This is a genomic window from Arthrobacter sp. E3 (assembly GCF_017353415.1).
Taxonomy (GTDB): domain Bacteria; phylum Actinomycetota; class Actinomycetes; order Actinomycetales; family Micrococcaceae; genus Specibacter.
Genome location: NZ_JAFMPX010000015.1, coordinates 16,841 through 39,054, shown reverse-complemented (window position 1 = coordinate 39,054; position 22,214 = coordinate 16,841). Strand labels below are relative to the sequence as shown.

Below are 22,214 nucleotides of genomic sequence, written 5' to 3'. Positions count from 1 at the left end.
CACGCATAACCACCTCACCGTCACTGAACCACACTGTCCCGCCACGAGTGGGCAGGCTCATAGCCGATGACCCTGCGTGCCGCCTCGATGGACAGCAGTGTCTCATGCCCGCTAATGCCCCTGCGCAGTTCCAGTTCCGGGAAGTGCTTCCCCAAGAGCTCTGCCGACGGCGTGTCCATGATGGTGTCAGCTGCCGCAATGATCAGGTTCTCACTGCCCGTGCTGGTGGACTCCACGGCGTTGCGGCAGGCCGCGCCGACGTCGCGGGCGTCTACATATCCCCACAGGTTCCATGCCCGTGACATGGGCTCGGCCCAGAATCCGGGAACCTTCACGTATTCGTCCTTGGTAAAGATGTTGGTCAGCCGCAGCCCGACGAACGGGATCCCCGACCACGCGGCAAACTGAGCGGCTGCAACTTCCCCCAACACCTTGGACAGCGCATACGTTGAGGAAGGGTGGGGGAAGTGGGCTTCATCGACGGGCGCGTAACGCAAGGTCCCGCCGTCGGCCGCAAACGGCAGGCCCAGCGTGGTCTCGCTGGACGCCCACACCACGCGCGCCAGTCCCAGTGACTGCGCGGCCAGGAACACGTTGTGGTTCATGGCCGTGTTGCGGTTCAATGTCTGCGCCGGCGGGAACATGCCAGGCTCCGGAATATTGGCCATGTGCACCACGGCGTCCGCCCCGGCCAGTGCCTGCAATGCCTGCCCGTAGTCGGTCAAGTCCACGCGCATGGTGGGGGTGCCAAGGTCCGAGTTTCGGCCCACGGGCCCGGCCAGGTCGCAGGCCAGGACGCGGTACCCGTGGGCCAGCAACTCCGCCACCGCAGCCCGCCCCGCCTTGCCATGGGCTCCGGTGACGGCAACAGTCTCAATGCGGGTCTCGGTCACGGTACGCTCCTTCAGAATCTTTGGGTACAGCAGGGTTGGGGTACATCAGGGCTTGTATGCACTTGGAAGGTGCCTTCTCAGCTTAAGCTTGTGAGGTGTCGCTTGAGAAGATCCCCGCCTGCCACGGTACCCGCCCCGCCGTACCATGTTAGGGGTACTTGAGGGTTTCTCGGTGGTGTGGCTCATTATCTTGGTGGGCTGGTTCGTCGGCCGGAAGAACGTGCTGGGCGAGAACGCCCCCATTGTGCTCAGCAGGCTCTCATTCTTCGTAGCCAGCCCTGCACTTTTGCTGGAAACCCTGTCCAAGGCTGAACTACGAAGTGTTTTGGCCGAGCCGCTCCTTGTTGCCGCCGTCAGTGCCATCATCACCGGCGGTGCCTTTTTCCTGCTCGTGAAATTTGTCTTGAACCGTTCGCTCAGCGAAGCGGTGTTATCCGCAATGTCCTCCTCTACGGCCAACGCGGCAAACCTGGGCATCCCCATTGCGGCCTACGTACTCGGCGACGCTGCGTTGATTGCCCCCGTGCTGGTGTTTCAACTCGCGTTCTACACCCCCATGTACCTGATGCTTCTTGATTCACTCACGAGCGGCCACCGCCCCACCCCCGGGCGAATCCTGTTGCAAATCATCACCAATCCCATGATTTTGGGAACCGTGGTGGGCCTTGTTCTCGCAGCCACACGATGGCAACTGCCAGCATTGCTTGCCGAACCGCTCCACCTGATCGCCGGTGCCGCCATCCCATCCATCCTGATCGCGTTCGGCATGTCCTTGAGCGCCAGCAAACCCCTCTCCGCCGTTGAAGGGCGACGCAGCGATATTCTGCTGGCCACGGGGTTCAAACTCGTTGTCCATCCGCTTGTGGCCTTCCTGCTGGGGCACTTTGCCTTGGGGCTGAGCGGGGCCGCACTGTTCGCCGTCGTGGTTGCCGCTGCCCTACCTACAGCCCAGAACGTATATGTGAGCGCCCAGCGCTACCAAGTCGGCGTCACGGTGGCCAAAGACACCGTGCTGGCGACAACCGTGCTGGCCATCCCTGCCATGTTCGTCATTGCCTTCCTCTTGGGCTGAGGCACTGTACGCTGTTGGCATGGCTACCAAAACCCCAGCAGAATTGATCGCAGAACTTCAGGCCGGCTACACGTTCAGCGGCTCCACAATTGCTCTCGGTGCGGCCATGGTGGATGGCGAAATCCGTCCCGAGGCCCAGGTTTCCCTGCCGCTGGCCATGATGAACCGTCATGGGCTGGTGGCCGGCGCCACCGGCACCGGAAAAACCGTCACCTTGCACATGATGGCCGAACAGCTTTCCAGCGCCGGTGTGCCCGTGTTCATGGCAGACATCAAGGGCGACCTCACCGGCTTGGCCACGGCGGCGACAGGCAGTGAGAAGCTCACCACCCGCACCCAGGCCCTGGGCCAGCAATGGGAATCCAAGGCATTCCCCGTCGAGTTCCTGGCGCTGGGCGGCAATGGCAACGGTGTCCCGGTGCGTGCCACCATCACCTCCTTTGGTCCGATCCTGCTGGCCCGCATCCTGGACTTGAATGAGACGCAGGAATCCAGCCTGCAACTGGTGTTCCACTACGCCGACACCAAAGGCCTTGAACTGTACGATCTGAAGGATCTGCGCGCCGTCATCACGTTCCTCACCTCCGACGAGGGCAAAGAGGACCTGAAGGAACTGGGCGGCCTATCCAAGGCCACGGCTGGGGTGATCCTGCGCAATCTCATCACCCTTGACGCCCAGGGCATGAGTGAGTTCTTTGGCATGCCGGAATTCGACACGGCGGAGCTGCTGCGCACAGCGCCGGACGGCCGCGGCGTCATCTCCTGCCTGGAACTGCCCAGCATCCAAGACAAGCCCCTCCTGTTTTCCACCTTCCTCATGTGGATGCTGGCCGACTTGTTCCGCGAACTTCCCGAGGTGGGCGACGCCGACAAGCCAAAACTGGTGTTCTTCTTTGATGAGGCCCACCTGCTGTTCAACGGCGCCAGCAAGGCCTTCCTGAACGCCATCACGCAGACGGTCCGGCTGATCCGTTCCAAGGGCGTGGGGATCTTCTTCGTCACCCAGACCCCCAAGGACGTGCCCGCCGATGTCTTGGCACAGCTGGCCAACCGCGTCCAGCATGCCCTGCGCGCGTTCACCCCGGAGGACGCCAAGGCGCTCAAAGCCACCGTCTCAACCTTCCCCATCAACGACTATGATCTGGCTGAGGTCCTCACAAGCGCCGGTATTGGCGAGGCCGTGGTCACTGTCATGAACGAAAACGGCGCCCCGACCCCTGTGGCGCTGACCCGCCTTCGGGCCCCTGGCTCGATCATGGGACCCAGCACCGAGGACGCCGTCAAGGCCGTCATCGCAGCGTCCGGCCTGCTGCCCACCTATGGCACCGCCGTCGACCCCGTCTCCGCATACGAAAAGCTCCAGGCCCCGACAAAGGCTGCCCCCGTGCCGAGCACCGGGCCAGCGGTTGGTTCACCGCTGCCTCCTCCCCCGCCGCCGGTGGCGATTCCCAACACCACGGACGACGGCGGCATGGCGAACGTGGTCATCGGCGCCCTAGGCGGGGCGTTGGGTGGCGGACTGAAAAGCATGGTCCGTTCCATGGGTAGTTCACTGGGCCGGAACCTCATGCGGGACATGTTCGGCACGGCTCCGAGAAAACGCCGCCGCTAGCCCGTGCCCCGGGACGGTTCGACGAGCACCACTGACATGATCGAGAGCAAGGACGCGCTGATTCAATCCAGCAGGCCCCTTGCCGGTACAGTGGACGGCGTGAAGACTGGGACCCCGCTGAATAAAATTGTCACCCTGTGGCTGTTGGTCCTGACCATTGCCCTGGCCTCATCCATCGTGACCATTGCGGTAGTGAACACGAAAAGTTTCGGTCCGGAAAGGACTGTCGCAAGATACTTGGGCGCGCTCAAGGACGGCAACGGGGCCAAGGCCCTGGGCCTGCTGAACGCCAAGGTTCCCGGTGCCAACGCCGCGGCCTTGGACGGCGAAGCGCTTGCACTGTCGCAGAAAGCGCTGCAAAACCTCAGCATCGCCGACGCGGTTGCAGCCCCGAACAACACCGAAAGCGTCACCGTCAACTACACAGTTGAAGGCACGGCCTTGTCGACGGATTTCATTCTGCAACAAGGCCCGAAGCATTGGCTTTTCTTTGACAGCTGGGAGATGGTGCCCTCCACACTGCCCGTCATCCCGGCCACAGTGGCGAACGCAAACCAAGCGAGCATCAACGGTGCCCCTGCCAACATGCCTGACGGCAGGAACTCTTTTGCCGTGTTCTACCCCGGCAGCTATGAGCTTGAATACCGCTCCGAACTGTTTGCTGCTCCCCCCATCACCCGGACGGTGAGCGGGCCGAAGCAGACAGTGCCGGCCGTGGCACTTGCCACCGGACCCACCAGCGACCTGCTGAGCCAAGTCGACGGGACCATTCGAAAATACTTGGATGCCTGCGCCAAACAGGCAGTCCTCCTGCCCACCGGATGCCCCATGAGTGCAGAGACCGCCAACCGCGTGCTTTCACCAGTGACCTGGACCATTGTGGAATACCCGTCCACCACCATCTCCCCCTATGGCGGGAAGTGGATCATGGCGCCGTTGAGCGTCAAAGCAAAGGTTTCCTACAAACAGCAGGATCTTTTCACAGGACTGATCTCAGAGTTCAAGAAGACCAGCGAGTTTGGCTTCTCAGCCAAACTCTCGATCAGTGGAAGCACTGTTGGAGTGACCCCCGTGGTCACTTACGACGCCGGCCCTTCCTAGCAGCTGGGCGGCTCAGCGGCCGAGCAACTCCGAGGCTGGTCAGCTTAGAGCCCGCGCAGGTCCAGTGCGAGTTCGGAGGTGCCGTCGGCCTGCATGAGCACGGGGATGCCCCAGTCCTGTTGGTACAGGTGGCAGGCTGCATGGTCGGGGATCTCCCCGTTTGCGTCCTCGGGACCATCGCAAGCCGCCGCCCGGGCAGTGAAGTGGAGTACGCCGTCGGGCACGTCAGCGCTGAGCACCAGCGTCCTGGACAGGCCCACCGAGGTTCCTTCTCCACTGAGCAGCAGCTCCGGCGGAGTCGAGGACACTTTCAGCTGTGTGGGATCCCCCCACCTGTCGTCAAGCTTTTGCCCGGTAGGGGCGGAGAAGCGAATGGTCAGCGCCAGCTCGCCCGGGGCAACCGGGGTCTTGGGGCGTTGTGTCTGAGCAGCGCCTTCATCAACCTGCAGCGCGTTCTTGGGCAGCGGCAGGCGGATGAGTTGGTGCTTGTTCGCCTCAACCACAATCAGCAGCGGCACGTCGCCGGATTCATCCAGCAGCACATCGCTGGGTTCGGCCAAGCCGCGGGCCAGCGTGCTGACGGTCTTCGTGGCAGGGTCGTAACGGCGCACTGCGCCGTTGTAGGTGTCGGCCACAGCCACTGAACCGTCGGGCAGCACGGCCACACCCAGCGGGTGCTGCAGTCGGGCTTGGGCTGCTTCCCCATCGCGGAAGCCAAAGTCAAAGAGGCCTTCACCAATGGCGGTTTCCACGCTTACGGCACCGTCGTCGGCAAACTTCAGCACGCGCAAGGCGGAGGTTTCCGAGTCCGCCACCCAAATGTTGCCCTTGGCGTCCTCGGTGAGACCTGAGGGCTGGGCAAACCATGCCTGATCCGCCGGTCCGTCAAGCAGGCCCTCCAAGCCGTTGCCTGCCACGATGGTCACGGCCCCGCTGGCCGGGTCAAAGCCGAAGATCTGGTGGGTTCCGGCCATGGCAATAACCACTGCATTCAAAGTGGACGAGTACGCCACATCCCAAGGTGAGGACAGGGCCACCTCAAGTGGCGCTGTGCCGAGGTTTGCTGCGGAGGTGCTGGCGCCGTCGTCGTTCACCCGTGCCGGGCCAGCCTCGAGCAGGCGCTGCACACCATTGCCAGCCAGCGTGCGCACATCGCCGGTGGCCAGCGTGATGCCGCGCAGGCGGTGGTTGACCGAGTCAGCCACGACGACGTCGTACCCGACTTCCGCAGCCAGCGCATCCGGGAGCACGGCCAGGCCCTGCGGCTCATTGAATTGCGCCTCCGCAGTGGATCCATCCACATGGCCCTTGGTGCCGGAGCCAATGGTGCGGACCACTGTGGAAAGGTCCGGGCCGGTTTCGACGAGGCGGTGGTGCCCGGTATCGGAGACCAGAAAGTTCCCACTCGCCAGCGGCAGCACTTTTCCGGGGAAACGCAGGTCCCGGGAGACAGGCTCCGGGGCAACGTACGGGCCGTCGCCGCGGTGCAGTGTGCCCTTGGCCTCGTGTTCGGCAATGAGTTCAGGAATGAAGGATTCCAGTCCGGCAGCGTGGCCTTCACCGGACAGGTGCGCCACGATGTAACCCTCTGGGTCCACCACCACAAGGGTTGGCCAGGCGCGGGCCGAGTAGGCCTGCCATGTCACCAGCTCCGGGTCATCCAGCACGGGGTGGTGAATTTCATAGCGCTCCACTGCGGCAGCCAGCGCCACGGGGTCGGCTTCATGCTCAAACTTGGGTGAGTGCACGCCCACCGTGACCAGCACATCCTTGTACTTTTCCTCGAGCGGGCGCAACTCGTCCAAAACGTGCAGGCAGTTGATGCAACAGAACGTCCAAAAATCCAAAATAACGATCTTGCCGCGCAGCATTTCCAGGTTCAGCTCTGCGCCGCCGGTGTTCAACCAGCCGCGGCCCACAAGCTCGGATGCCCGGATGCGGACGGTGCTGGTTTTCGTTGCGGAATCCACTAGTGCGTTTCTCCTTGTGTGCTTGCCGGGGTTCCCGGCTCACTGTTGTCGAAGGGCTTTTCAGCATCTTTGCCAGTGCCGCGTGCTGCGCTGCCACCTTGTTGGTGAAGGTGCGGCAGGCTGGGCCCACGGTTTGACTCAGCCATGCCGGCGTCGCGCGCTGCCAACTGGGCGAACATGTCATTGTAAGCGCCGAGCTCTGCTTCCTTATTCCTGTCCGCAGCCCTGTCCCGGCGCTTCGTTTCCCGCGCGTCGGACTTGGACCACATGTAGGCCACACCCATGGCGATGGCCAGCGTGGGAATTTCGCCGATGCCCCAGGCGATCCCGCCAGCCGTCTGCTGGTCAATGAGTGCCGCATCGCCCCACGGGCGGCCCATGTTGCCAAAGTATTCTCCCGAGAGCAGGCCGGTGGCCATCATCAGCGATACCCCGAAGAACGCGTGGAAAGCCATGGTCGCCAACAGCAGCAGCAACCGCAGCGGGTAGGGGGCGCGGGTGGGAAGCGGGTCGGCGCCGATCATGCTCTGGATAAAGACGTAGCCCGCCAGGGTGAAGTGAATAATCATGAGCTCATGACCCACGTGGTAGACCATGGCGAAATTGAAGGCCGGTGAATAGTAGAAAAGGAACAAGCTGCCGGAGAAGTTTGCCGCGGCAAAGAGCGGGTGCGTGACAACCTTCGAATACTTTGAGTGCACAAGCACCAAGATCCACTCGCGGATGCCACGTGAGCCGTCCCTGCGCGGAGTCAGCGCCTGCAATGCCAGTGAGATCGGGGAGCCCAGCGCCATGAACAGCGGGGCAATGGCCATCAGGGCCATATGCTCCACCATGTGCGCACTGAACATCACGGCACCGTAGACCGCAGGGCCACCCGAGGTGATGTAGACAAGGGCCAGGAGCCCTACGAACCAGGAAACACTGCGCAGCACAGGCCACTTGTCGCCGCGTTTGTGCAGCTTCACCAACCCGGCAAGGTAGGCCGCTGCCGCCAAGGCGGCAAACGCCACCCACAGCCAGTCCATGCGCCATTCGCTGAACCAACGCGCAAAATCGAGTTCAGGTGGCAACGGGTAGCCGGTGAGGATCTGGGCCGGGGTGAGTGCCTGCACCGAGAGCTCACGGGACTGCGGTGGTGCGGAACGGCTCAGCCCTACAGCGAGGCCGCTGACAATGCCCATGATCAACAGCTCAACAAAAATCAGCTGCCACAACAGGCGGCGCGTATTTTCCGTGCCGTTGTGTTTGTCTCCCCCGGCCAGTTTTGGAATGATCCATTCGCGGTGCATGTACCCAATGACACCCAGCACAATGGTTGCCCCCGCTTTGGCGAGGATCAGCTGCCCGTAGGAGGAGTAGAAGAGGTCGTGCCAGTTCGTGATGCGGATGGAGGCGTTGATCACGCCGGAGGCTGCCACACCGGCAAAAGCAAAGATGGCCAAGCCGGAGAAGCGTTTGAGTACCTTTGCGGTAATGCCGCCCAGGACACCGGAAAGCACCACCAGGACGATGATGCCGCCCACCCACAAGGAGGCACCGGTAATGTGCAGGAACAGGGAGTTGACGGCACCCTTGTGGTCTGCGCTGGAGGCTGAGTGGCCAATCAGCGCTTGCGGGACAAAGGAAATCAAGGCAAGCACCAGCGGCACAGCCAAGCCACTGACGCTGCGCAGACCAATGACCAGGGTGGTGACCACAGCGGCAATAATGACGACCATCAGCCAGGCTTGCCCCACGGCGAGCTCGGTCATGAAGAACACCAGCATATTGGTGTAGTCAGTAGTGCCAGCCAGGGCCAGGCCGGAAATGTTGGAGTACGTCAGGATCAGGACGGCGATCGCGGACAGAGTCCATACCCCACCGGCCACCATGGCAAGTGTCAGGGCTCGGGCAAAGGCGGGATGTTCCGGCCTGTTCTCCCGCTTCGCGGAATCCACTTTGGAGCTGCCGGAGTGTGGGCGATGAGTCTTAAGATCCTTGGGCAAGATGACGACGGCGAACACCAGCGCACCGATCACTGCGGACAGGGCCAGGTTATGGATGGTTGTTGCCAGCGGCAGCCCCCAGCGGGTCACTGCGCCGGGATCGGCCAGCTGCTCAACGGCTGCTGCCCCGGTAAATACAAGGGCCGACACGACGGCGACTACCGCAGCGACCAGCCCAAGCCACCACCAACGGCTGCGAATCCCGTCGGCAAAATTACCTCCGCGGGAAGTAGGCGCAGGTCTGAGGGTGGTCGCGGGAGAAGTATCTACGGGTGGCACCCTTCCATTGTCCTGCACCCGGCGAGATTCGGGCGAATCAGGGAGCTCACAGGAAAGTACCGGGCCCGGGGTCCGCACGGCCAGCAATGCCGACTTATGCGTTAAACACGTGAAGACGGCCAGCAGATGCTGGCCGTCTTCATCTGGTGCGCAGAAGCATTACTTCTTGACGGCAGCCTTCAGCTTGGAGCCGGCGGAGAGCTTCACGCTGTGGCCTGCTGCGATCTGAATGGTCTCACCGGTCTGCGGGTTGCGGCCGGTGCGAGCTGCACGGTCGGTGCGCTCAACGGAGAGCCAGCCCGGGATGGTGATCTTTTCGCCAGCTGCAACTGAGCTCTCGAAGACGGCGAAGAGTGCATCCAAAACGCCGTTCACTGCGGTCTGGCTGGTCTCAGCCTTTGCAGCAACTTCAGCAACCAATTCGCTACGATTCTTAGCCATGTTTGTCCTCCTGGACGTCAAGTAGATCTAATTCCACGCGGTTGCGTGTCAACCACTGCTAGCGAACTTACCAGTTATTCCGCGAGATTCCGGCAAATTTCAGTCATTTCAGGCGCTTTTCAAGGCGAATTCCCCGGATTCTAGGGATATTCCGCTCACAGCCGACATCTTGGCGGCCTAAAACCAGTGCCTTGGCTGGCTTTTCCCACCTGCCGAGGGCAGCAAAAAGGGCGGCAACCCGAAGGTTGCCGCCCTAATTCAAGCCGAATTTATCAGCTCAAGCCGGTATTACCAGCTGGACTTCTTGATGCCGGGCAGTTCGCCAGCGTGCGCCATCTTGCGGAAGCGTACACGGGAGATGCCGAACTTCTGGAGCGTTCCACGGGGACGGCCGTCAATGGCGTCGCGGTTACGAACACGTACCGGCGATGCGTTGCGGGGGAGCTTCTGCAGGCCCAAGCGGGCCGCTTCGCGCTCTTCGTCGGTGGAGGTCGGGCTGACGAGGGCCTTCTTCAGGGCGAGACGCTTCTCGGCGTAACGCTCTACGATGACCTTGCGCTGCTCGTTCTTCGCGATCATGGACTTCTTAGCCATAGTCTTAGCGCTCCTCTCGGAATTCGACGTGCTGACGGATCTTGGGATCGTACTTCTTCAGAACCAAACGGTCCGGAGTGTTACGACGGTTCTTGCGGGTTACGTACGTGAAACCGGTGCCCGCGGTGCTCTTCAGCTTGATGATCGGACGTACGTCCTTGTCTTTTGCCACTAGAGCTTCACCCCACGAGCGAGAATTTCGGCGACGACGGCGTCAATACCGCGAACGTCGATGGTCTTGATGCCCTTGACGGACAGCTGCAACGTGACGTTGCGGCGCAAGGACGGTACCCAGTAGCGCTTCTTCTGGATATTCGGATCGAACCGACGCTTGTTGCGACGGTGCGAGTGCGAAATGCTATGTCCAAAGCCCGGCTCGGCTCCGGTCACCTGGCAATGAGCTGCCATGATCACTCCTATAAACATGAATGGAAACGGTTCACTGGTGTAAACCGTGCGAGTAGGCAGCGTCCGCCCTTGGACAGCATGATTCCCAGTCGTCATTTTTCATGAGGATGAGAACGTGGCTCTCCGGCGAATACCCGAATGCACGCAACTTGAGCCCCTAACTACCGGCCAGCGGGAGGATAATCACCGCAAACCGGAGCAATTGCACACGCTCCGCGCTACCTAGCGCCTGCCCAGTCTAGTTGCTGGGAGGTGATTATGGCTAATCGACAAATCATAGGGGCCCAAAATTGAAGGAGCCGGTGCGAAAGTGATTTCCGCGCCGGCTCCCATCCAGGAATTCACCTGGTGCGCGTAGTGCCTTGCTCTTAGTGCCTTGTTGAAGCACGACGGCGTTGGGCGAATACCAGCCCCGCACCCAGCCCCAGCAGGGCCAGTCCACCAGTTATCAACGCGGCGCTTTCGGCACCGGTGTTGGCCAGCGGGCTTGTGCTGCCCGCTCTGGGTGTTGTCGTCCCGGCGCCAGCCCCTGCCGGGGTTGTTGCGGCAGGGGTCGTCGTCCCAGTGGCAGCACCTGCCGGGGTTGTTGCGGCAGGCGTCGTTGCCGGAGTTGTTGCAGGAGTTGTGGCCGGCGTCGTCGAACCAGTGGCAGCCCCAGTCGGGGTTGCCGTGGCAGGCGTCGTTGCAGGCGTCGTTGCAGGCGTCGTTGCAGGCGTCGTTGCCGGCGTTGTTGCCGGAGTTGTCTCGGGCGTCGTTGCCGGCGTTGTTGCCGGAGTTGTCTCGGGCGTCGTTGCCGGCGTTGTTGCCGGAGTTGTCTCGGGCGTCGTTGCCGGAGTTGTCTCGGGCGTCGTTGCCGGAGTCGTCTCAGTCGTCGTTGCCGGAGTCGTCTCAGGCATCGTTACCGGCGAAGTAGCAGCTCCGTCGGGGCCGCCATCGGCCGCGACCTGGAGGCTGTTTTCGCCCGCAAGAATAGTGCCCGCCGGACCTTCAGAGGCGGATGCGTCCAATGAAATCGTTGCTGGTGCATCGTATTCGGCTTGCGCCGGCATCATGCCTGCCACCGTCAGCCCCATACCAACAACAGCCGTGGCAAGTACACCACCAGCAATTCGAACAAGTGCTGATTGCTTCAATTTGGTCATTGCCAAATCCTTTCATTTACAAAATGCTCTACATCAGTGCGCAGTCTAAGAGTCACTCTTCTGGAATTGTCCTGAAATCTTGCTGACACTTTTGCTTTCAACCGTCTAATACGCCTTTGTAGGTGGACGAACTGATCAAATCTCCCGGAGTTCGCTGCTCGCAGGCTGTCTCACGGTGCGGGCCTTGATTCATGCGAGGTATCCCCAAGGGCCCCTCGTTTCATCAGGGAGTTGCTGTTCGGTGAGATCTGTTTCACACTCTGCACTGACTGTAGCGTACAGGGGCACTTCCCCTCGAAACAGTGCACATGATCCTTCTGTTTCGTTGTCCGCACATGGTCGCAGCATCGGGTGAGTCCAGCACAACGAACGTGCCAACACTCTACTCACCGGCAGTCACTCGCCAACTTGCATGGCGAAGCATGGCCCTGCGTAAGGTTTCCGGGCATGATGCTGCCAAACAGTGAAAGTGTGGACGCGGCGTCGCATCTTCGTGGGGTTTAGCCCGCTGGCGGCCGCAGGACTGGCCAGCGTGCGCTGAGCGCGTCTCCGGAGGAGACTCCGCGGAGGCGCCGGCTGACCCAGGGACCCACGTACTCTTTAGTCCAGACCGCGTTGTCCACGAGCGTTTCGGTGGCGGTTTTGGCAAGGACGGGAGGCAACTCGGGCAGGGGGATGCGGGCGGCTTCGCCCAGCTGCCCGAGTACACGGTTGGCCATGTTGATGTGCCCGGGTGCAGACATATGCATACGGTCGATCCCCCACAACCGCCAGTCGTTGTATTCACGGAAACGCCAATAGTCAACGAGGTCAGCGCCATGGTCTTGGGCAACTTCGCGCAGCAACTCGTTATAGATGGCCGTTCGTCCACGAATGGTTGCGAAAACCTTCGACGTGCTGGCATCGAAACCCGTGAAGACGAGAACGCGGGCGCCGGTCCCCGCCAGTTTCGCGATACCTTCGGCGTAGCCCGTAACGAGGGCGTCAATGTCCACCTTGGGACGAAGGATGTCATTGATCCCCGCGTAAATAGTGACAAGTGTGGGGTTCATGCCCACTGCGACATCTATTTGTTCGCCCAGGATCTGGCGCATTTTCTTGCCCCGTACCGCCAAGTTGGCATAGCCGAACGCCTGCGGGCCATCCGGGTGCGCCAGCGCCAATTGCTCAGCTAGCCTGTCCGCCCACCCCCGAACTTGGTTGGGAAGCATGGGGTCGGTGTCTCCGAGGCCTTCAGTGAAAGAGTCCCCCAACGCGACATACCGTGCCGACATTTCCATGTGTATTCCTCAATTTCAGGCATTCGGGGCAGGCGCCAGCTGGCGCGGCAGCGACCAAGTTTTTACTACGCTCATCTTATGTCCACCTGATTCGGTCTGTGATTCGAGACTTCGAGCCTGGTTGCTTCACACTGCGTTCTGTGAAATTACTTCCAGCTCCTCGCCAACAGCGACGAGCGCCGCGTAGGCGCCGCCTGCATCACGAAGTTCTTTTGGCACCCCTACTTCCACCACGAGCCCATCGGAAAGCACTGCCAGCTGTTCAGCGTCGTCGACAGTGGAGAGCCGGTGTGCGATGGACAGCGTCGTTCGGCCGACGGCCAGCCTGTCAAGGGCCACCTGGACGGCTGCCTCCGTGGAGTTGTCAAGAGCTGAGGTGGCTTCGTCAAGAACCAGCACCCGAGGGTTGCGCAGGATGGTCCGGGCAATGGCGAGCCGCTGTTGCTCTCCACCGGAGAAGCGGTGGCCGCGGGCGCCAACAAGAGTGTCGAGTCCTTCGGGGAGCGCGGCAACGTGGTCTGCGATCTGGGCCGAGGCCAGCGACTTCCACAATGTGGCATCGTCAGCTTGCGGCGCAGCGAGCAGCAGGTTGTCCCTGATTGAAGCGTGGCTCAGGTACGTCTCTTGCGAGACGACACCGACTATGCGAGCCAGCACGTTCGGTGCAATGTCACGGACGTCCACACCGTCGATTGTGACCCTCCCCGCTGTGACATCGTGCAGCCGTGGTACAAGTGCCCCAAGCGTCGACTTACCCGAACCTGTGGGGCCCACCACGGCCGTTGTGGTGCCGGCGGGAAGCGCAAGGTTGATTCCGCGCAAAACGTCAGGGCCGCCGTCGTACGCAAAATGTACGTTTTCAAAGCTGACCTCGCCGCGCACCAGTGCCGGATCCAAATCGACTGGGTGGGCGGGGCCCGTGATTTCCGGCACCATGTCGAGGTATTCGAAGATGCGGCTGAAGAGCGCCATGGCCGTGACCCACTGGACGCCAAGGTTGAGCAGGCCCATGATGGGACGAAAAATGGTAGCCTGCAGCGCCGCGAATGCGACGATGGTACCGATGCTCATGGTATTCCCGGGAAGTCCGCCGGCAAAGTAGATGAGCGCTGGGATGGCGGAGAAAATGATGCCCATGGTGGCCATCCGCCATCGCCCAGCCAGCTGCGAACGGAGTTCCAGCCCGATAAGGCGTTTGGAGCTTTCGGTGTAGCGCGTGGCATCACGGCCGGTGGTGCCCAGTGTTTTCGCCAATCGCACGCCGGAGATGCTAAGCCCTTCCTCCACATAAGTGTTCATGGTCGCCAGCTCGGCCTGCATGGTGCTGGTAATGTCGCGCCGCAGCAGCGCCACGCGGCGGGAAAACCAGACGGCTGGCGGGATGACGATCAGTGAGAGCAGGGCCAGCTGCGGGGATAGCACCACCATGGCGACGGCCGTGCCCACCGCGATTGTCACATTGGAGGCGACGCCGGTGGCGGTGGACGTGATGACTGACTGCATGCCGGAAATGTCGTTGTTGAGGCGTGACTGCACTTCGCCGCTGCGTGTCTTGGTGAAGAACGCAAGTGATTGTTTTTGTAGGTGCGCGAACAGCCGGGTGCGCAGCTCGTGCATGATTTTCTGCCCCATTGACGTTGTCATCCACGTCTGCACTACGCCGATAAGGGCAGTTGCTGCGGCAACCGCAATCATGGCACCGGCGAGCCACCCCAGCATTGATAGATCCTCTTCGGGCAGTGCTGTGTCAATGACACTTCTGACTAGAAACGGTTGGGCCAGGCTGATCAGGCTCGAGGCGCTGATCAACAGTACGACGACGGTGATAGTCACTTTGTGCGGTGCGAACAATGCCATCACCCGTTTCAGACTCACGGGGTGGCGTTTAATTTGAGCTTTGTCGGCAGGGTTGACGCGGGCCGGACCACGTCCCAGGCCGCCCGCACTGGATTTCTGGGGGACGGATCGCGCACGTCCGGGTTTTCGCTTGAGGATGTTCTCCGTCAAGGGGACACCTCCATGTGGTGCGCGAGGAGCGGGACTCGTACTATTTATTGTAGATGTAACCTCACTATGTGGTTCGTTGTCAAGGTTAGTATGCTTATGTACGTGGACTCACCTGATGATTTGCCAGATCTTGGCGAACTGTTTCACGCAGCATTCCGTGGCCTGCGACGCACGTGGTCAGAGCAATTAGCCCCTTGGGAGCTGACTCCGCACCAGTGGCGGGCGCTGTTGACGTTGATGCGCCGCCACCCCGATATGCCTGCTGAGACCGCTGGCGGCGCCGGGGCAGGCGCCGTTCAGGCCAGCATCGATTGCAGCCAGGGGGACGTCCGGCTCAAGGACCTGGCGGGGCGGCTTCGCATTGCTCCGCGCTCAGCCACCGAGGTAGTGGACCAGCTGGAAGCGAAGGGTCTGGTGCGCCGGGATCCGGACCCCACCGACAGGCGGGCAACGCTGATCGTGGCAACCAACGCCGGGCAAAAACTCTTCGCCGACATTCAGGCCGAGCGCCGTGACAAGTCCACGGAGTATTTTTCCCGGCTCAACCAGCATGATCGCGCCGAATTGGCCCGGATACTCAGCGTGCTGCACGACTAACTGCCGTGACTCTCCGCTCCGTGCTGGCTTTGCGGTGGTTTCGGGCTACTGCGCTGGCGTCCCGGCGACGGTGATCATCCATGGCACACCAAACTTGTCCGTGCACATGCCAAAAGTGTCGCCCCAGGGAGCTTTCTCAAACGACATGGCGACTTGGCCGCCGTCGGAAAGCTTGTCCCAGTAGCCGCGCAGCTCCGTCTCGTCCTCACCACTGAGGGACACAGTGTGGTCCGTGCCGTGGGAGAGTTCCCTCGAGTCCATGGAGGAGGGCGCATCGGAGCCCATCAGGACGAGTCCGCTGTTGCTGGTGAGCATGGAGTGCATGACCTTGTCGGTGTCGGCCGGGTCCTGGGCCATGCTGAATTCGCCGAAAGTGGTCACCTCAAGCGTGCCGCCAAAGACCGTTTGGTAGAACTCCATCGCTTCCCTGGCATTGTCACGAAAGCTCAAGTATGGATTCAGGTGAGTGGCCATAACGGATCTCCTTGATTGCGTGCACGAACTGGTTGCAGGTAATTATTCCCCCCCTACCCGGGCATTTGTCAGTAACGGGTTTTGTCAGCGGCGGTGCCTGCTAACATTTAGGCGTCCACGGCGCGCGTTGGTGCAGTCCCCGCCCCAAAAGGCCTCCCTCCAAGAGCTTCGCGGCCGTGGGGTGTAGCCCAACCTGAGGGGTCTGGACCCAGCGGCACAATGTGGGTGGGATTCAGGTCCGTATGAACGATGTAATAGTGCGCCTTGATCTGCTCAAAGTCCACGGTGTCGCCAAAACCGGGCGTTTGGAACAAGTCACGCGCATAGGCCCACAGGACGGGCATCTCGGTGAGCTTGTTGCGGTTGCACTTGAAGTGGCCGTGGTAGACAGCATCAAAGCGAACAAGTGTGGTGAACAGCCGCACATCCGCCTCGGTGATGCTTCCCCCCATTAGGTAGCGCCGGCTGGCGAGGCGCTCTTCCAGCCAGTCCAGATTTGCAAAGAGCCGCAAATAGGCAGACTCGTACGCCTCCTGGCTGCCGGCAAAGCCACATCTGTACACGCCGTTGTTGACCTCGGTGAAGACGCGCTGGTTCACCTCCGCCATTTCCGCCCGCAACTCTTCCGGATACAGGTCAGGGGCTCCTTCTCGCTGAAATTCCTTCCATTCAGTGGAGAAGTCAAGAGTTATTTGCGGGAAGTTGTTTGTCACAACAGCCCCGCTGGGCACATCCACGATGGCCGGAACGGTGATCCCGCGTGCATAGTCGGGCGTGCGCTTGAAGTATGCCTCCTGGATCCGTTCAATTCCCAGCACAGGATCAACCCCGCCGGGGTCCAAGTCGAAGGTCCAGGAACGCACGTCGTGCGTGGGCCCGCAAACCCCAATCGAGATGGCGTCCTCAAGGCCCAACAGTCGGCGCACAATAGTGGATCTGTGCGCCCACGGACATGCCCTGGCAACTATGAGCCGGTAGCGGCCTGCCTCTACCGGAAAGCCATCCACCCCGTCTCGGGTGATGCGGGTTTCAATGTAGTTTGTATCGCGGGTGTACTCGGATCCCGTGACATATGTGCCTTTAGTACTGAAGTCTTTTTTGCTGAAATCCTTGCCGTGAGTGTCCATACCGCCAGCCTATGCCGGGCCCGTGGGGCCCGCCAGCAGCTAGGCCCAATAACGTCACCGGCTTTACTCAACAAAAACTCGCGGCCTATGATCGACTAGCACCAGGTGAACGATCCGCAAGAACGCGACCCAAAGTGAGGACCTTCCATGGCGGCCCAAGAAACCATCGCCGCAGAGCAAGGCAGCACTAATTCTGCGCAAAAAACCATCCACAACGCCGGCACTGCCATGGTGGAATTCCAAGGCGTCAGCAAGATGTACCCGGGCCAGCCACCAGCCGTGGACAACCTCAACCTCAGCGTTGAGAGCGGAAAAATCACCGTGTTTGTCGGGCCGTCGGGCTGCGGCAAAACCACCTCCCTCCGCATGATCAACCGCATGGTGGAGCCCACTTCAGGGCGCATCACCGTGGGCGGGCGCAATGTTGGTGATATTCCCGCCCCCGAGCTGCGCCGTTCCATGGGCTACGTCATGCAGCAGGCCGGATTGCTGCCGCACCGCACCGTCGTGGACAACGTTGCAACCGTGCTGCGCCTCAACAAGGTCCCGCGCGCACAGGCACGCCAGCGTTCCATGGAGCTGTTGGAGACCGTCGGTTTGTCCGCAGCGATGGCCAAGCGCTACCCCAACCAGCTTTCCGGCGGCCAGCAGCAGCGCGTGGGAGTGGCGCGGGCACTTGCCGCGGATCCGCCCATCTTGCTCATGGATGAGCCATTTTCCGCTGTGGACCCTGTGGTCCGGGCCGAGCTGCAGCAAGAGCTTCTGCGACTGCAGCGCGAGCTGGACAAAACCATCATTTTCGTCACGCATGACATTGATGAAGCCACGCTTCTGGGCGATCGGGTTGCCGTGTTTGCCGTGGGTGGACGAGTGGCCCAATACGCGTCCCCAGAAGAGATTCTGCGAGCTCCCGTGGATGATTTCGTGGCCAATTTTGTGGGCCGCGACCGCGGTTTCCGCCGCCTCTCCTTCAGTTCCGGTGCAGCTGTGCCGGTTCATGAAGTTGCAACGGTGGCATGGCCCAGGAAGCACGACGACGTTTCCTCCCCCCGTGTGCCCGGAACCTCCGCGTGGGTGTTGGCCGTGGACGCGGAAGACCACCCACTGGGCTGGCTTTCCCCTGCGGACAGCGCCGGCCCCGGCCGCCCAGGCGCCGCAGTCTCACCAACCCTTGTTCCCGGTGGTTCGCTTTTCCACAGCGGCGATCCTTTGCGCACCGCCCTCGATTCGGCGCTTTCATCCCCGTCCGGGTTGGGTGTTGCAGTGGATAATGAAGGACGCGTTGCAGGGGTCGTCAAGGGCCCTGAGGTGCTCGCCGTCATCGATGCCGTCCGAGAAGGCAAAAACTGATGCGCGGAGCCCTCTGATGCAGTGGTTCCTGGCAAATCTGCCCCAGGTCTTCAACCTCACCGGCTACCACCTGATACAGGCCGTGGTGCCCTTGGTCCTTAGTGTGCTCATCGCCATCCCCCTGGCCCAGTTGGCGCGCCTGCACAAGGGTGTCGGCGCGGCCATCCTCTCCGTCGGATCGCTGCTGTACACCGTCCCGTCCCTGGCATTGTTTGTGATTCTGCCGAGCATTCTGGGCACGCAGATCCTGGATTTTGCCAACATCATTGTGGCGCTGACCATTTATGCTGTTGCCCTGCTTGTCCGGTCCACCCTCGACGCCTTGAATTCAGTGGATGACGCCATCCGCCAATCCGCCACGGCCATGGGCTATAAGCCGTTCCAACGATTCCTTACCGTCGATCTCCCGCTCTCCCTGCCGGTGCTATTTGCCGGATTGCGTGTCATCTCCGTCAGCAACATCTCGCTGGTGACAGTCGGCTCACTGCTGGGCATTCCCAGCCTGGGCTTCTTCTTCACCGACGGGTTGGCACGCAACTTCCCCACCGAGATCATTGTGGGAATTGTGGGCACACTGGTCTTGGCCTTGTTGATGGATTTGGTGCTTGTGCTGTTGCAAAAGCTGCTGACCCCCTGGTTGCGGAGCCACAAAGCTACAGCTGCACCACTTTCGACGGCGGTGCCAGCATGAGTGCCCCACTGCTGCTTGCCGCCACGAAATACAGCGACTCCGGCCCCTTTGCCCAAGGCTGGCAGTGGCTCACCGACCCGATGAACTGGCAGGGCCCCATGGGCGTGCCCGCCCGCATCGCCGAGCACCTCGGCTACACGGGCCTCACTTTGGCAATTTCCCTCGCCATCGCAGTCCCCGTGGGTCTCTATGTGGGGCACACGGGCCGCGGACGCGGCGCCGTCATTGCCCTGGCCGGCATGCTCCGCGCCCTGCCAACACTGGGCATCATGACATTGTTTGCGCTCATTGCAACGTCCACACTTTCACTCATGCCAGCCATTTGGTCACTGGTGCTGCTGGCTGTGCCACCGATCCTTACGGCCACGTATGCCGGGATCGCTGCCGTAGACAGGGACTTGGTGGATGCCGCACGCAGCATGGGTATGACCGAACCGCAGATCCTCTTTGGCGTTGAAGTCCCCAATGGGCTGGTGGTCATGCTCGGCGGATTCCGTTCTGCCGTGTTGCAGGTGGTTTCCACAGTGGCTGTGGTGGCGCTCCTGGGCCTGGGTGGGCTGGGCCGGTACATTATTGATGGTCTGGCGGTGCAGGATTACGGCCAGGTCCTTGGTGGTGCGGTGGTAATCGCCGCCGTGGCCATCATCCTTGACGGCCTGCTGGTCCTGACCCAACGTGCAGTGGTCTCGCCCGGCCTGCGCCCAACCACAGTTGTCAGCGAGACAGCCCCGACATCCCAGGCAATACAACCGGCTTCAAAAAGTGCAGCCAGCCTCAAGGCCATAGGCTCTACGAATCAACAGTCCGCTTCACAAGGAGATCCAACATGAACAAGAATTTGTTTCCCACCCGCCGGGCAGTCCTCGGAGCGGCCGCAGGGCTCTCGGTGGCGCTGGCCGTTACGGCCTGTGGCGGAGGCAATCCTCTTGCCAGCGACAGCAGCGCGCCGGGCGGCAATGGCAGCAGTGGCAGCTCGGTGGTGGTTGGTTCAGCCAACTTCCCCGAAAGCGCCACAGTTGCCGAAATTTATGCAGGTGCGCTGAATGCTGCCGGTGTTACGGCCACCACAAAGCTGAACATCGGCGCACGCGAGGTGTACATCAAGGCGGTGGAGGACGGCTCCATCGACTTGGTCCCCGACTACAGCGGAAACCTGCTGGGCTACCTGGATCCGAAGACCACAGCAAAGACGGCGGAGGAGGTGCTTGCGGCCCTGCCTGCAGTGATGCCTGACGGTTTGTCAGTGCTGGATGCTGCCAAGGCCGAGGACAAGGACGCCATGGTGGTCACCGCGGAGACCGCAGCGAAGTACAACCTGAAGTCCATCGAGGACATGGCGAAAGTGTGCAGTGAACTGGCCATTGGTGCCCCACCGGAATTCGCGACCCGGCCGTACGGCTTGCCCGGTTTGAAAGAGAACTACGGCTGCGTGCCTGCCAAGTTCACCCCCGTCAGCGACGGCGGCGGGCCGCTGACAGTCAAGGCGTTGCTGAACGACGAGATTCAGGTGGCAGACATCTTCACCACGTCTCCCGCCATTCCTGCCAACAAACTGGTGGTTCTGACAGACCCGAAGAACAACTGGCTGGCACAGCAGGTGCTGCCGGTGGTCAAGACAGCCACCGTGAACGACGCCGCCAAAGCTGCACTGAACAAGGTCTCAAGCCTGCTGACCACCGAAGACCTCATCAAGCTCAACGACCAGGTAAGCGGCGATCAAAAGATGGATCCCAAAGACGCTGCCGCCGGATGGCTGAAGGACAAGGGAATCACGAAGTAGGGAAACGAAAATGGCCGCCACGCACGAAGAAGTTGATGTTGTTGTCATCGGCATGGGCCCCGGCGGCGAATCGCTCGCCGGGGAGTTGGCGGCCGCTGGACTCTCCGTCGTAGGCGTGGAAGCCAGGCTGGTGGGCGGTGAATGTCCATACTATGGCTGCATTCCGTCCAAAATGATGATCCGGGCCAGCGACGCCGTGGCGGAAGCGCAGCGGATTCCTGTCTTGGCTGGCCGCTGCCACGTTTCCGCGGACTTCACGGTGGTGGCCAAACGCATCCGTGACGAGGCCACGGATAATTGGGATGACACCGTCGCCGCCGAGCGTTTCACCGGCAAGGGTGGCCGCCTGGTGCGTGGGACCGGGCGACTCCTGGGCCCACGCAAAGTCGCTGTCACAACGCACGACGGCGGTGAGCTCACGTTCAATGCCCGTCGCGCCGTCGTGCTCAATCCCGGCACCAGCCCTTCAGTGCCTTCCATTGCCGGGCTTGAGGGCACGCCATTTTGGACAAACCGGGAGGCCGTGCAGGCGGAGGAGGCACCCAAGTCGCTCATGATCTTAGGTGGCGGGCCCATTGCCGTGGAACTGGCACAAGCGTTTGCCCGCTTTGGCACCAACGTCACGTTGGTGGTGCGAGGTCCGCGGCTGCTGTCGCGGGAGGAGCCGGAGGCCTCTGAGATTCTCGGCCAGGTGTTCCACAGCGAGGGCATCGAGGTGCTGTACAACAGCACGATCACGGCCGTGGCACACTCAAGCGCCGGGTTCAACGTGGACGTGACGAGTGCGGGCGGAGCCGTGAAGAAGCGCTCTGCCAGCAAGCTTCTCGTGGCGGCCGGGCGCACCCCTGCACTGGCTGGGTTGGACCTTCCAGCCGCTGGAATCACTGTAGTTGACACATCCGCCGTGGATTCCCACATGCAGCTGGCCAAGGGCCTGTACTTGATCGGAGACGCGGCAGGCGGCGGGCCTTTTACGCACATGTCGATGTACCAGGCCAACATTGCGGCAGGGCACATCCTTGGCCAGGATCGCGGGGAAGCCCAGTCGCACGCCGTGCCACGGGTGACGTTCACGGACCCGGAGGTGGGCGCCGTCGGGCTGAGCGAACAGCAGGCGCGGGAGGCTGGGCTGGACATCCGGGTCGGCAGCGCCCAGGTGCCCGGTTCCACCCGTGGCTGGATTCACAAGGCGGGGAATGAAGGGTTCATCAAGGTCATCGAAGACGCCAAAACCGGTGTCCTGGTGGGGGCCAGTTCCATGGGCCCACATGGCGGGGAGGTGCTGTCGGCACTGGTCCTGGCCGTCCACGCCCGCATCCCGGTAAAGACGCTCAGAACCATGATTTACGCGTACCCCACGTTCCACCGCGCCATTGAAAAGGCCGTCGCGTCGCTCAAATAAACGCAC

General features: G+C 61.6%; 21 protein-coding genes. 10 read left to right on the top strand and 11 right to left on the bottom strand.

The features are described from left to right. Positions 1-20: 20 nt before the first annotated feature. Complete coding sequence (locus JMA46_RS08470) at positions 21-893, bottom strand: NAD(P)-dependent oxidoreductase (RefSeq protein WP_348770096.1); 873 nt, start codon at positions 891-893, stop codon at positions 21-23. Positions 894-1,038: 145 nt separating this feature from the next. On the opposite strand from JMA46_RS08470, the gene JMA46_RS08465 reads away from it, so the two are divergent. The 3 genes from JMA46_RS08465 to JMA46_RS08455 are packed head-to-tail and all read left to right on the top strand — an operon-like array spanning position 1,039 to position 4,678. Continuing rightward, positions 1,039-1,965 (top strand): AEC family transporter, encoded by a 927-nt coding sequence (locus JMA46_RS08465; protein WP_207344903.1) that lies wholly within the window; start codon positions 1,039-1,041, stop codon positions 1,963-1,965. Positions 1,966-1,984: 19 nt separating this feature from the next. Beyond that, entirely contained in the window at positions 1,985-3,577 is a 1,593-nt protein-coding gene (locus JMA46_RS08460; protein ID WP_207344902.1) for a helicase HerA-like domain-containing protein, read from the top strand. Between the two features lie 36 nt (positions 3,578-3,613). Next, positions 3,614-4,678, top strand: coding sequence for a hypothetical protein (locus JMA46_RS08455; protein WP_207344901.1), 1,065 nt, complete (start codon positions 3,614-3,616; stop codon positions 4,676-4,678). Between the two features lie 44 nt (positions 4,679-4,722). Here the strand turns inward: JMA46_RS08455 and JMA46_RS08450 are convergent, their stop codons facing one another. From JMA46_RS08450 to rpmB, 6 genes are all read right to left on the bottom strand, one after another. Further along, positions 4,723-6,648, bottom strand: coding sequence for an NHL domain-containing thioredoxin family protein (locus JMA46_RS08450; RefSeq protein ID WP_348770095.1), 1,926 nt, complete (start codon positions 6,646-6,648; stop codon positions 4,723-4,725). Further along, complete coding sequence (locus tag JMA46_RS08445; RefSeq protein WP_207344900.1) at positions 6,648-8,915, bottom strand: cytochrome c oxidase assembly protein; 2,268 nt, start codon at positions 8,913-8,915, stop codon at positions 6,648-6,650. The genes JMA46_RS08450 and JMA46_RS08445 overlap by 1 nt, the downstream gene beginning before the upstream one ends. A 159-nt stretch (positions 8,916-9,074) precedes the next feature. Beyond that, entirely contained in the window at positions 9,075-9,356 is a 282-nt protein-coding gene (locus tag JMA46_RS08440) for an HU family DNA-binding protein (protein ID WP_207344899.1), read from the bottom strand. 288 nt (positions 9,357-9,644) lie between these two features. Further along, positions 9,645-9,950, bottom strand: coding sequence for a 30S ribosomal protein S14 (gene rpsN, locus JMA46_RS08435; protein ID WP_062285947.1), 306 nt, complete (start codon positions 9,948-9,950; stop codon positions 9,645-9,647). Between the two features lie 4 nt (positions 9,951-9,954). Beyond that, entirely contained in the window at positions 9,955-10,122 is a 168-nt protein-coding gene (gene rpmG / locus JMA46_RS08430; RefSeq protein ID WP_044574616.1) for a 50S ribosomal protein L33, read from the bottom strand. Further along, positions 10,122-10,358 carry a 50S ribosomal protein L28 gene (rpmB, locus tag JMA46_RS08425; protein ID WP_038465685.1) on the bottom strand — a complete coding sequence of 79 codons (237 nt, stop codon included), beginning with the start codon at positions 10,356-10,358 and terminating at the stop codon, positions 10,122-10,124. The genes rpmG and rpmB overlap by 1 nt, the downstream gene beginning before the upstream one ends. Before the next feature lie 474 nt (positions 10,359-10,832). On the opposite strand from rpmB, the gene JMA46_RS17175 reads away from it, so the two are divergent. After that, the gene (locus JMA46_RS17175) at positions 10,833-11,549 is read left to right on the top strand and encodes a hypothetical protein (protein WP_247647172.1); all 717 of its coding nucleotides are present in this window, start codon (positions 10,833-10,835) and stop codon (positions 11,547-11,549) included. Positions 11,550-12,000: 451 nt separating this feature from the next. Here the strand turns inward: JMA46_RS17175 and JMA46_RS08415 are convergent, their stop codons facing one another. Further along, the gene (locus JMA46_RS08415) at positions 12,001-12,780 is read right to left on the bottom strand and encodes an SGNH/GDSL hydrolase family protein (RefSeq protein ID WP_207344897.1); all 780 of its coding nucleotides are present in this window, start codon (positions 12,778-12,780) and stop codon (positions 12,001-12,003) included. A 126-nt stretch (positions 12,781-12,906) separates the two neighbouring features. Next, positions 12,907-14,637: an ABC transporter ATP-binding protein gene (locus tag JMA46_RS08410; protein WP_207344896.1), complete on the bottom strand. Its 1,731-nt coding sequence runs from the start codon at positions 14,635-14,637 to the stop codon at positions 12,907-12,909. A gap of 246 nt (positions 14,638-14,883) precedes the next feature. Between JMA46_RS08410 and JMA46_RS08405 the strand changes: the two genes are divergently transcribed. Then, positions 14,884-15,384, top strand: coding sequence for a MarR family transcriptional regulator (locus tag JMA46_RS08405; protein WP_247647171.1), 501 nt, complete (start codon positions 14,884-14,886; stop codon positions 15,382-15,384). Positions 15,385-15,429: 45 nt separating this feature from the next. On the opposite strand, the gene JMA46_RS08400 is transcribed toward JMA46_RS08405, so the two are convergent. Then, the gene (locus JMA46_RS08400; protein ID WP_207344894.1) at positions 15,430-15,858 is read right to left on the bottom strand and encodes a VOC family protein; all 429 of its coding nucleotides are present in this window, start codon (positions 15,856-15,858) and stop codon (positions 15,430-15,432) included. Between the two features lie 107 nt (positions 15,859-15,965). Next, positions 15,966-16,985: a glutathione S-transferase family protein gene (locus JMA46_RS08395; RefSeq protein ID WP_207344893.1), complete on the bottom strand. Its 1,020-nt coding sequence runs from the start codon at positions 16,983-16,985 to the stop codon at positions 15,966-15,968. A 228-nt stretch (positions 16,986-17,213) separates the two neighbouring features. Between JMA46_RS08395 and JMA46_RS08390 the strand changes: the two genes are divergently transcribed. Genes JMA46_RS08390 through JMA46_RS08370 form a run of 5 tightly spaced genes read left to right on the top strand, consistent with a single transcriptional unit; the run spans position 17,214 to position 22,208 of the window. Next, on the top strand, positions 17,214-18,335 hold the full coding sequence (locus JMA46_RS08390; protein ID WP_207344939.1) for an ATP-binding cassette domain-containing protein: 1,122 nt from the start codon (positions 17,214-17,216) through the stop codon (positions 18,333-18,335). Between the two features lie 16 nt (positions 18,336-18,351). Next, positions 18,352-19,026: an ABC transporter permease subunit gene (locus JMA46_RS08385; protein WP_207344892.1), complete on the top strand. Its 675-nt coding sequence runs from the start codon at positions 18,352-18,354 to the stop codon at positions 19,024-19,026. Next, entirely contained in the window at positions 19,023-19,856 is an 834-nt protein-coding gene (locus JMA46_RS08380; RefSeq protein WP_207344891.1) for an ABC transporter permease, read from the top strand. Before JMA46_RS08385 ends, JMA46_RS08380 begins: the two co-directional genes overlap by 4 nt. Then, the gene (locus JMA46_RS08375) at positions 19,853-20,806 is read left to right on the top strand and encodes an ABC transporter substrate-binding protein (RefSeq protein ID WP_207344890.1); all 954 of its coding nucleotides are present in this window, start codon (positions 19,853-19,855) and stop codon (positions 20,804-20,806) included. Before JMA46_RS08380 ends, JMA46_RS08375 begins: the two co-directional genes overlap by 4 nt. Before the next feature lie 10 nt (positions 20,807-20,816). Then, on the top strand, positions 20,817-22,208 hold the full coding sequence (locus tag JMA46_RS08370) for an NAD(P)/FAD-dependent oxidoreductase (RefSeq protein WP_207344889.1): 1,392 nt from the start codon (positions 20,817-20,819) through the stop codon (positions 22,206-22,208). Positions 22,209-22,214: the final 6 nt, after the last annotated feature.

Excerpts from the sequence above, each read along its gene's own strand:
- JMA46_RS08465 (WP_207344903.1), top strand. The coding sequence starts at position 1,039 with ATGTTAGGGGTACTTGAGGGTTTCTCGGTGGTGTGGCTCATTATCTTG.
- JMA46_RS08460 (WP_207344902.1), top strand. The coding sequence starts at position 1,985 with ATGGCTACCAAAACCCCAGCAGAATTGATCGCAGAACTTCAGGCCGGC.
- JMA46_RS08455 (WP_207344901.1), top strand. The coding sequence starts at position 3,614 with ATGATCGAGAGCAAGGACGCGCTGATTCAATCCAGCAGGCCCCTTGCC.
- JMA46_RS08440 (WP_207344899.1), bottom strand. The coding sequence starts at position 9,356 with ATGGCTAAGAATCGTAGCGAATTGGTTGCTGAAGTTGCTGCAAAGGCT.
- rpsN (WP_062285947.1), bottom strand. The coding sequence starts at position 9,950 with ATGGCTAAGAAGTCCATGATCGCGAAGAACGAGCAGCGCAAGGTCATC.
- rpmB (WP_038465685.1), bottom strand. The coding sequence starts at position 10,358 with ATGGCAGCTCATTGCCAGGTGACCGGAGCCGAGCCGGGCTTTGGACAT.
- JMA46_RS08415 (WP_207344897.1), bottom strand. The coding sequence starts at position 12,780 with ATGGAAATGTCGGCACGGTATGTCGCGTTGGGGGACTCTTTCACTGAA.
- JMA46_RS08410 (WP_207344896.1), bottom strand. The coding sequence starts at position 14,637 with ATGGCATTGTTCGCACCGCACAAAGTGACTATCACCGTCGTCGTACTG.
- JMA46_RS08405 (WP_247647171.1), top strand. The coding sequence starts at position 14,884 with ATGTACGTGGACTCACCTGATGATTTGCCAGATCTTGGCGAACTGTTT.
- JMA46_RS08400 (WP_207344894.1), bottom strand. The coding sequence starts at position 15,858 with ATGGCCACTCACCTGAATCCATACTTGAGCTTTCGTGACAATGCCAGG.
- JMA46_RS08395 (WP_207344893.1), bottom strand. The coding sequence starts at position 16,985 with ATGGACACTCACGGCAAGGATTTCAGCAAAAAAGACTTCAGTACTAAA.
- JMA46_RS08390 (WP_207344939.1), top strand. The coding sequence starts at position 17,214 with ATGGTGGAATTCCAAGGCGTCAGCAAGATGTACCCGGGCCAGCCACCA.
- JMA46_RS08385 (WP_207344892.1), top strand. The coding sequence starts at position 18,352 with ATGCAGTGGTTCCTGGCAAATCTGCCCCAGGTCTTCAACCTCACCGGC.
- JMA46_RS08380 (WP_207344891.1), top strand. The coding sequence starts at position 19,023 with ATGAGTGCCCCACTGCTGCTTGCCGCCACGAAATACAGCGACTCCGGC.
- JMA46_RS08375 (WP_207344890.1), top strand. The coding sequence starts at position 19,853 with ATGAACAAGAATTTGTTTCCCACCCGCCGGGCAGTCCTCGGAGCGGCC.
- JMA46_RS08370 (WP_207344889.1), top strand. The coding sequence starts at position 20,817 with ATGGCCGCCACGCACGAAGAAGTTGATGTTGTTGTCATCGGCATGGGC.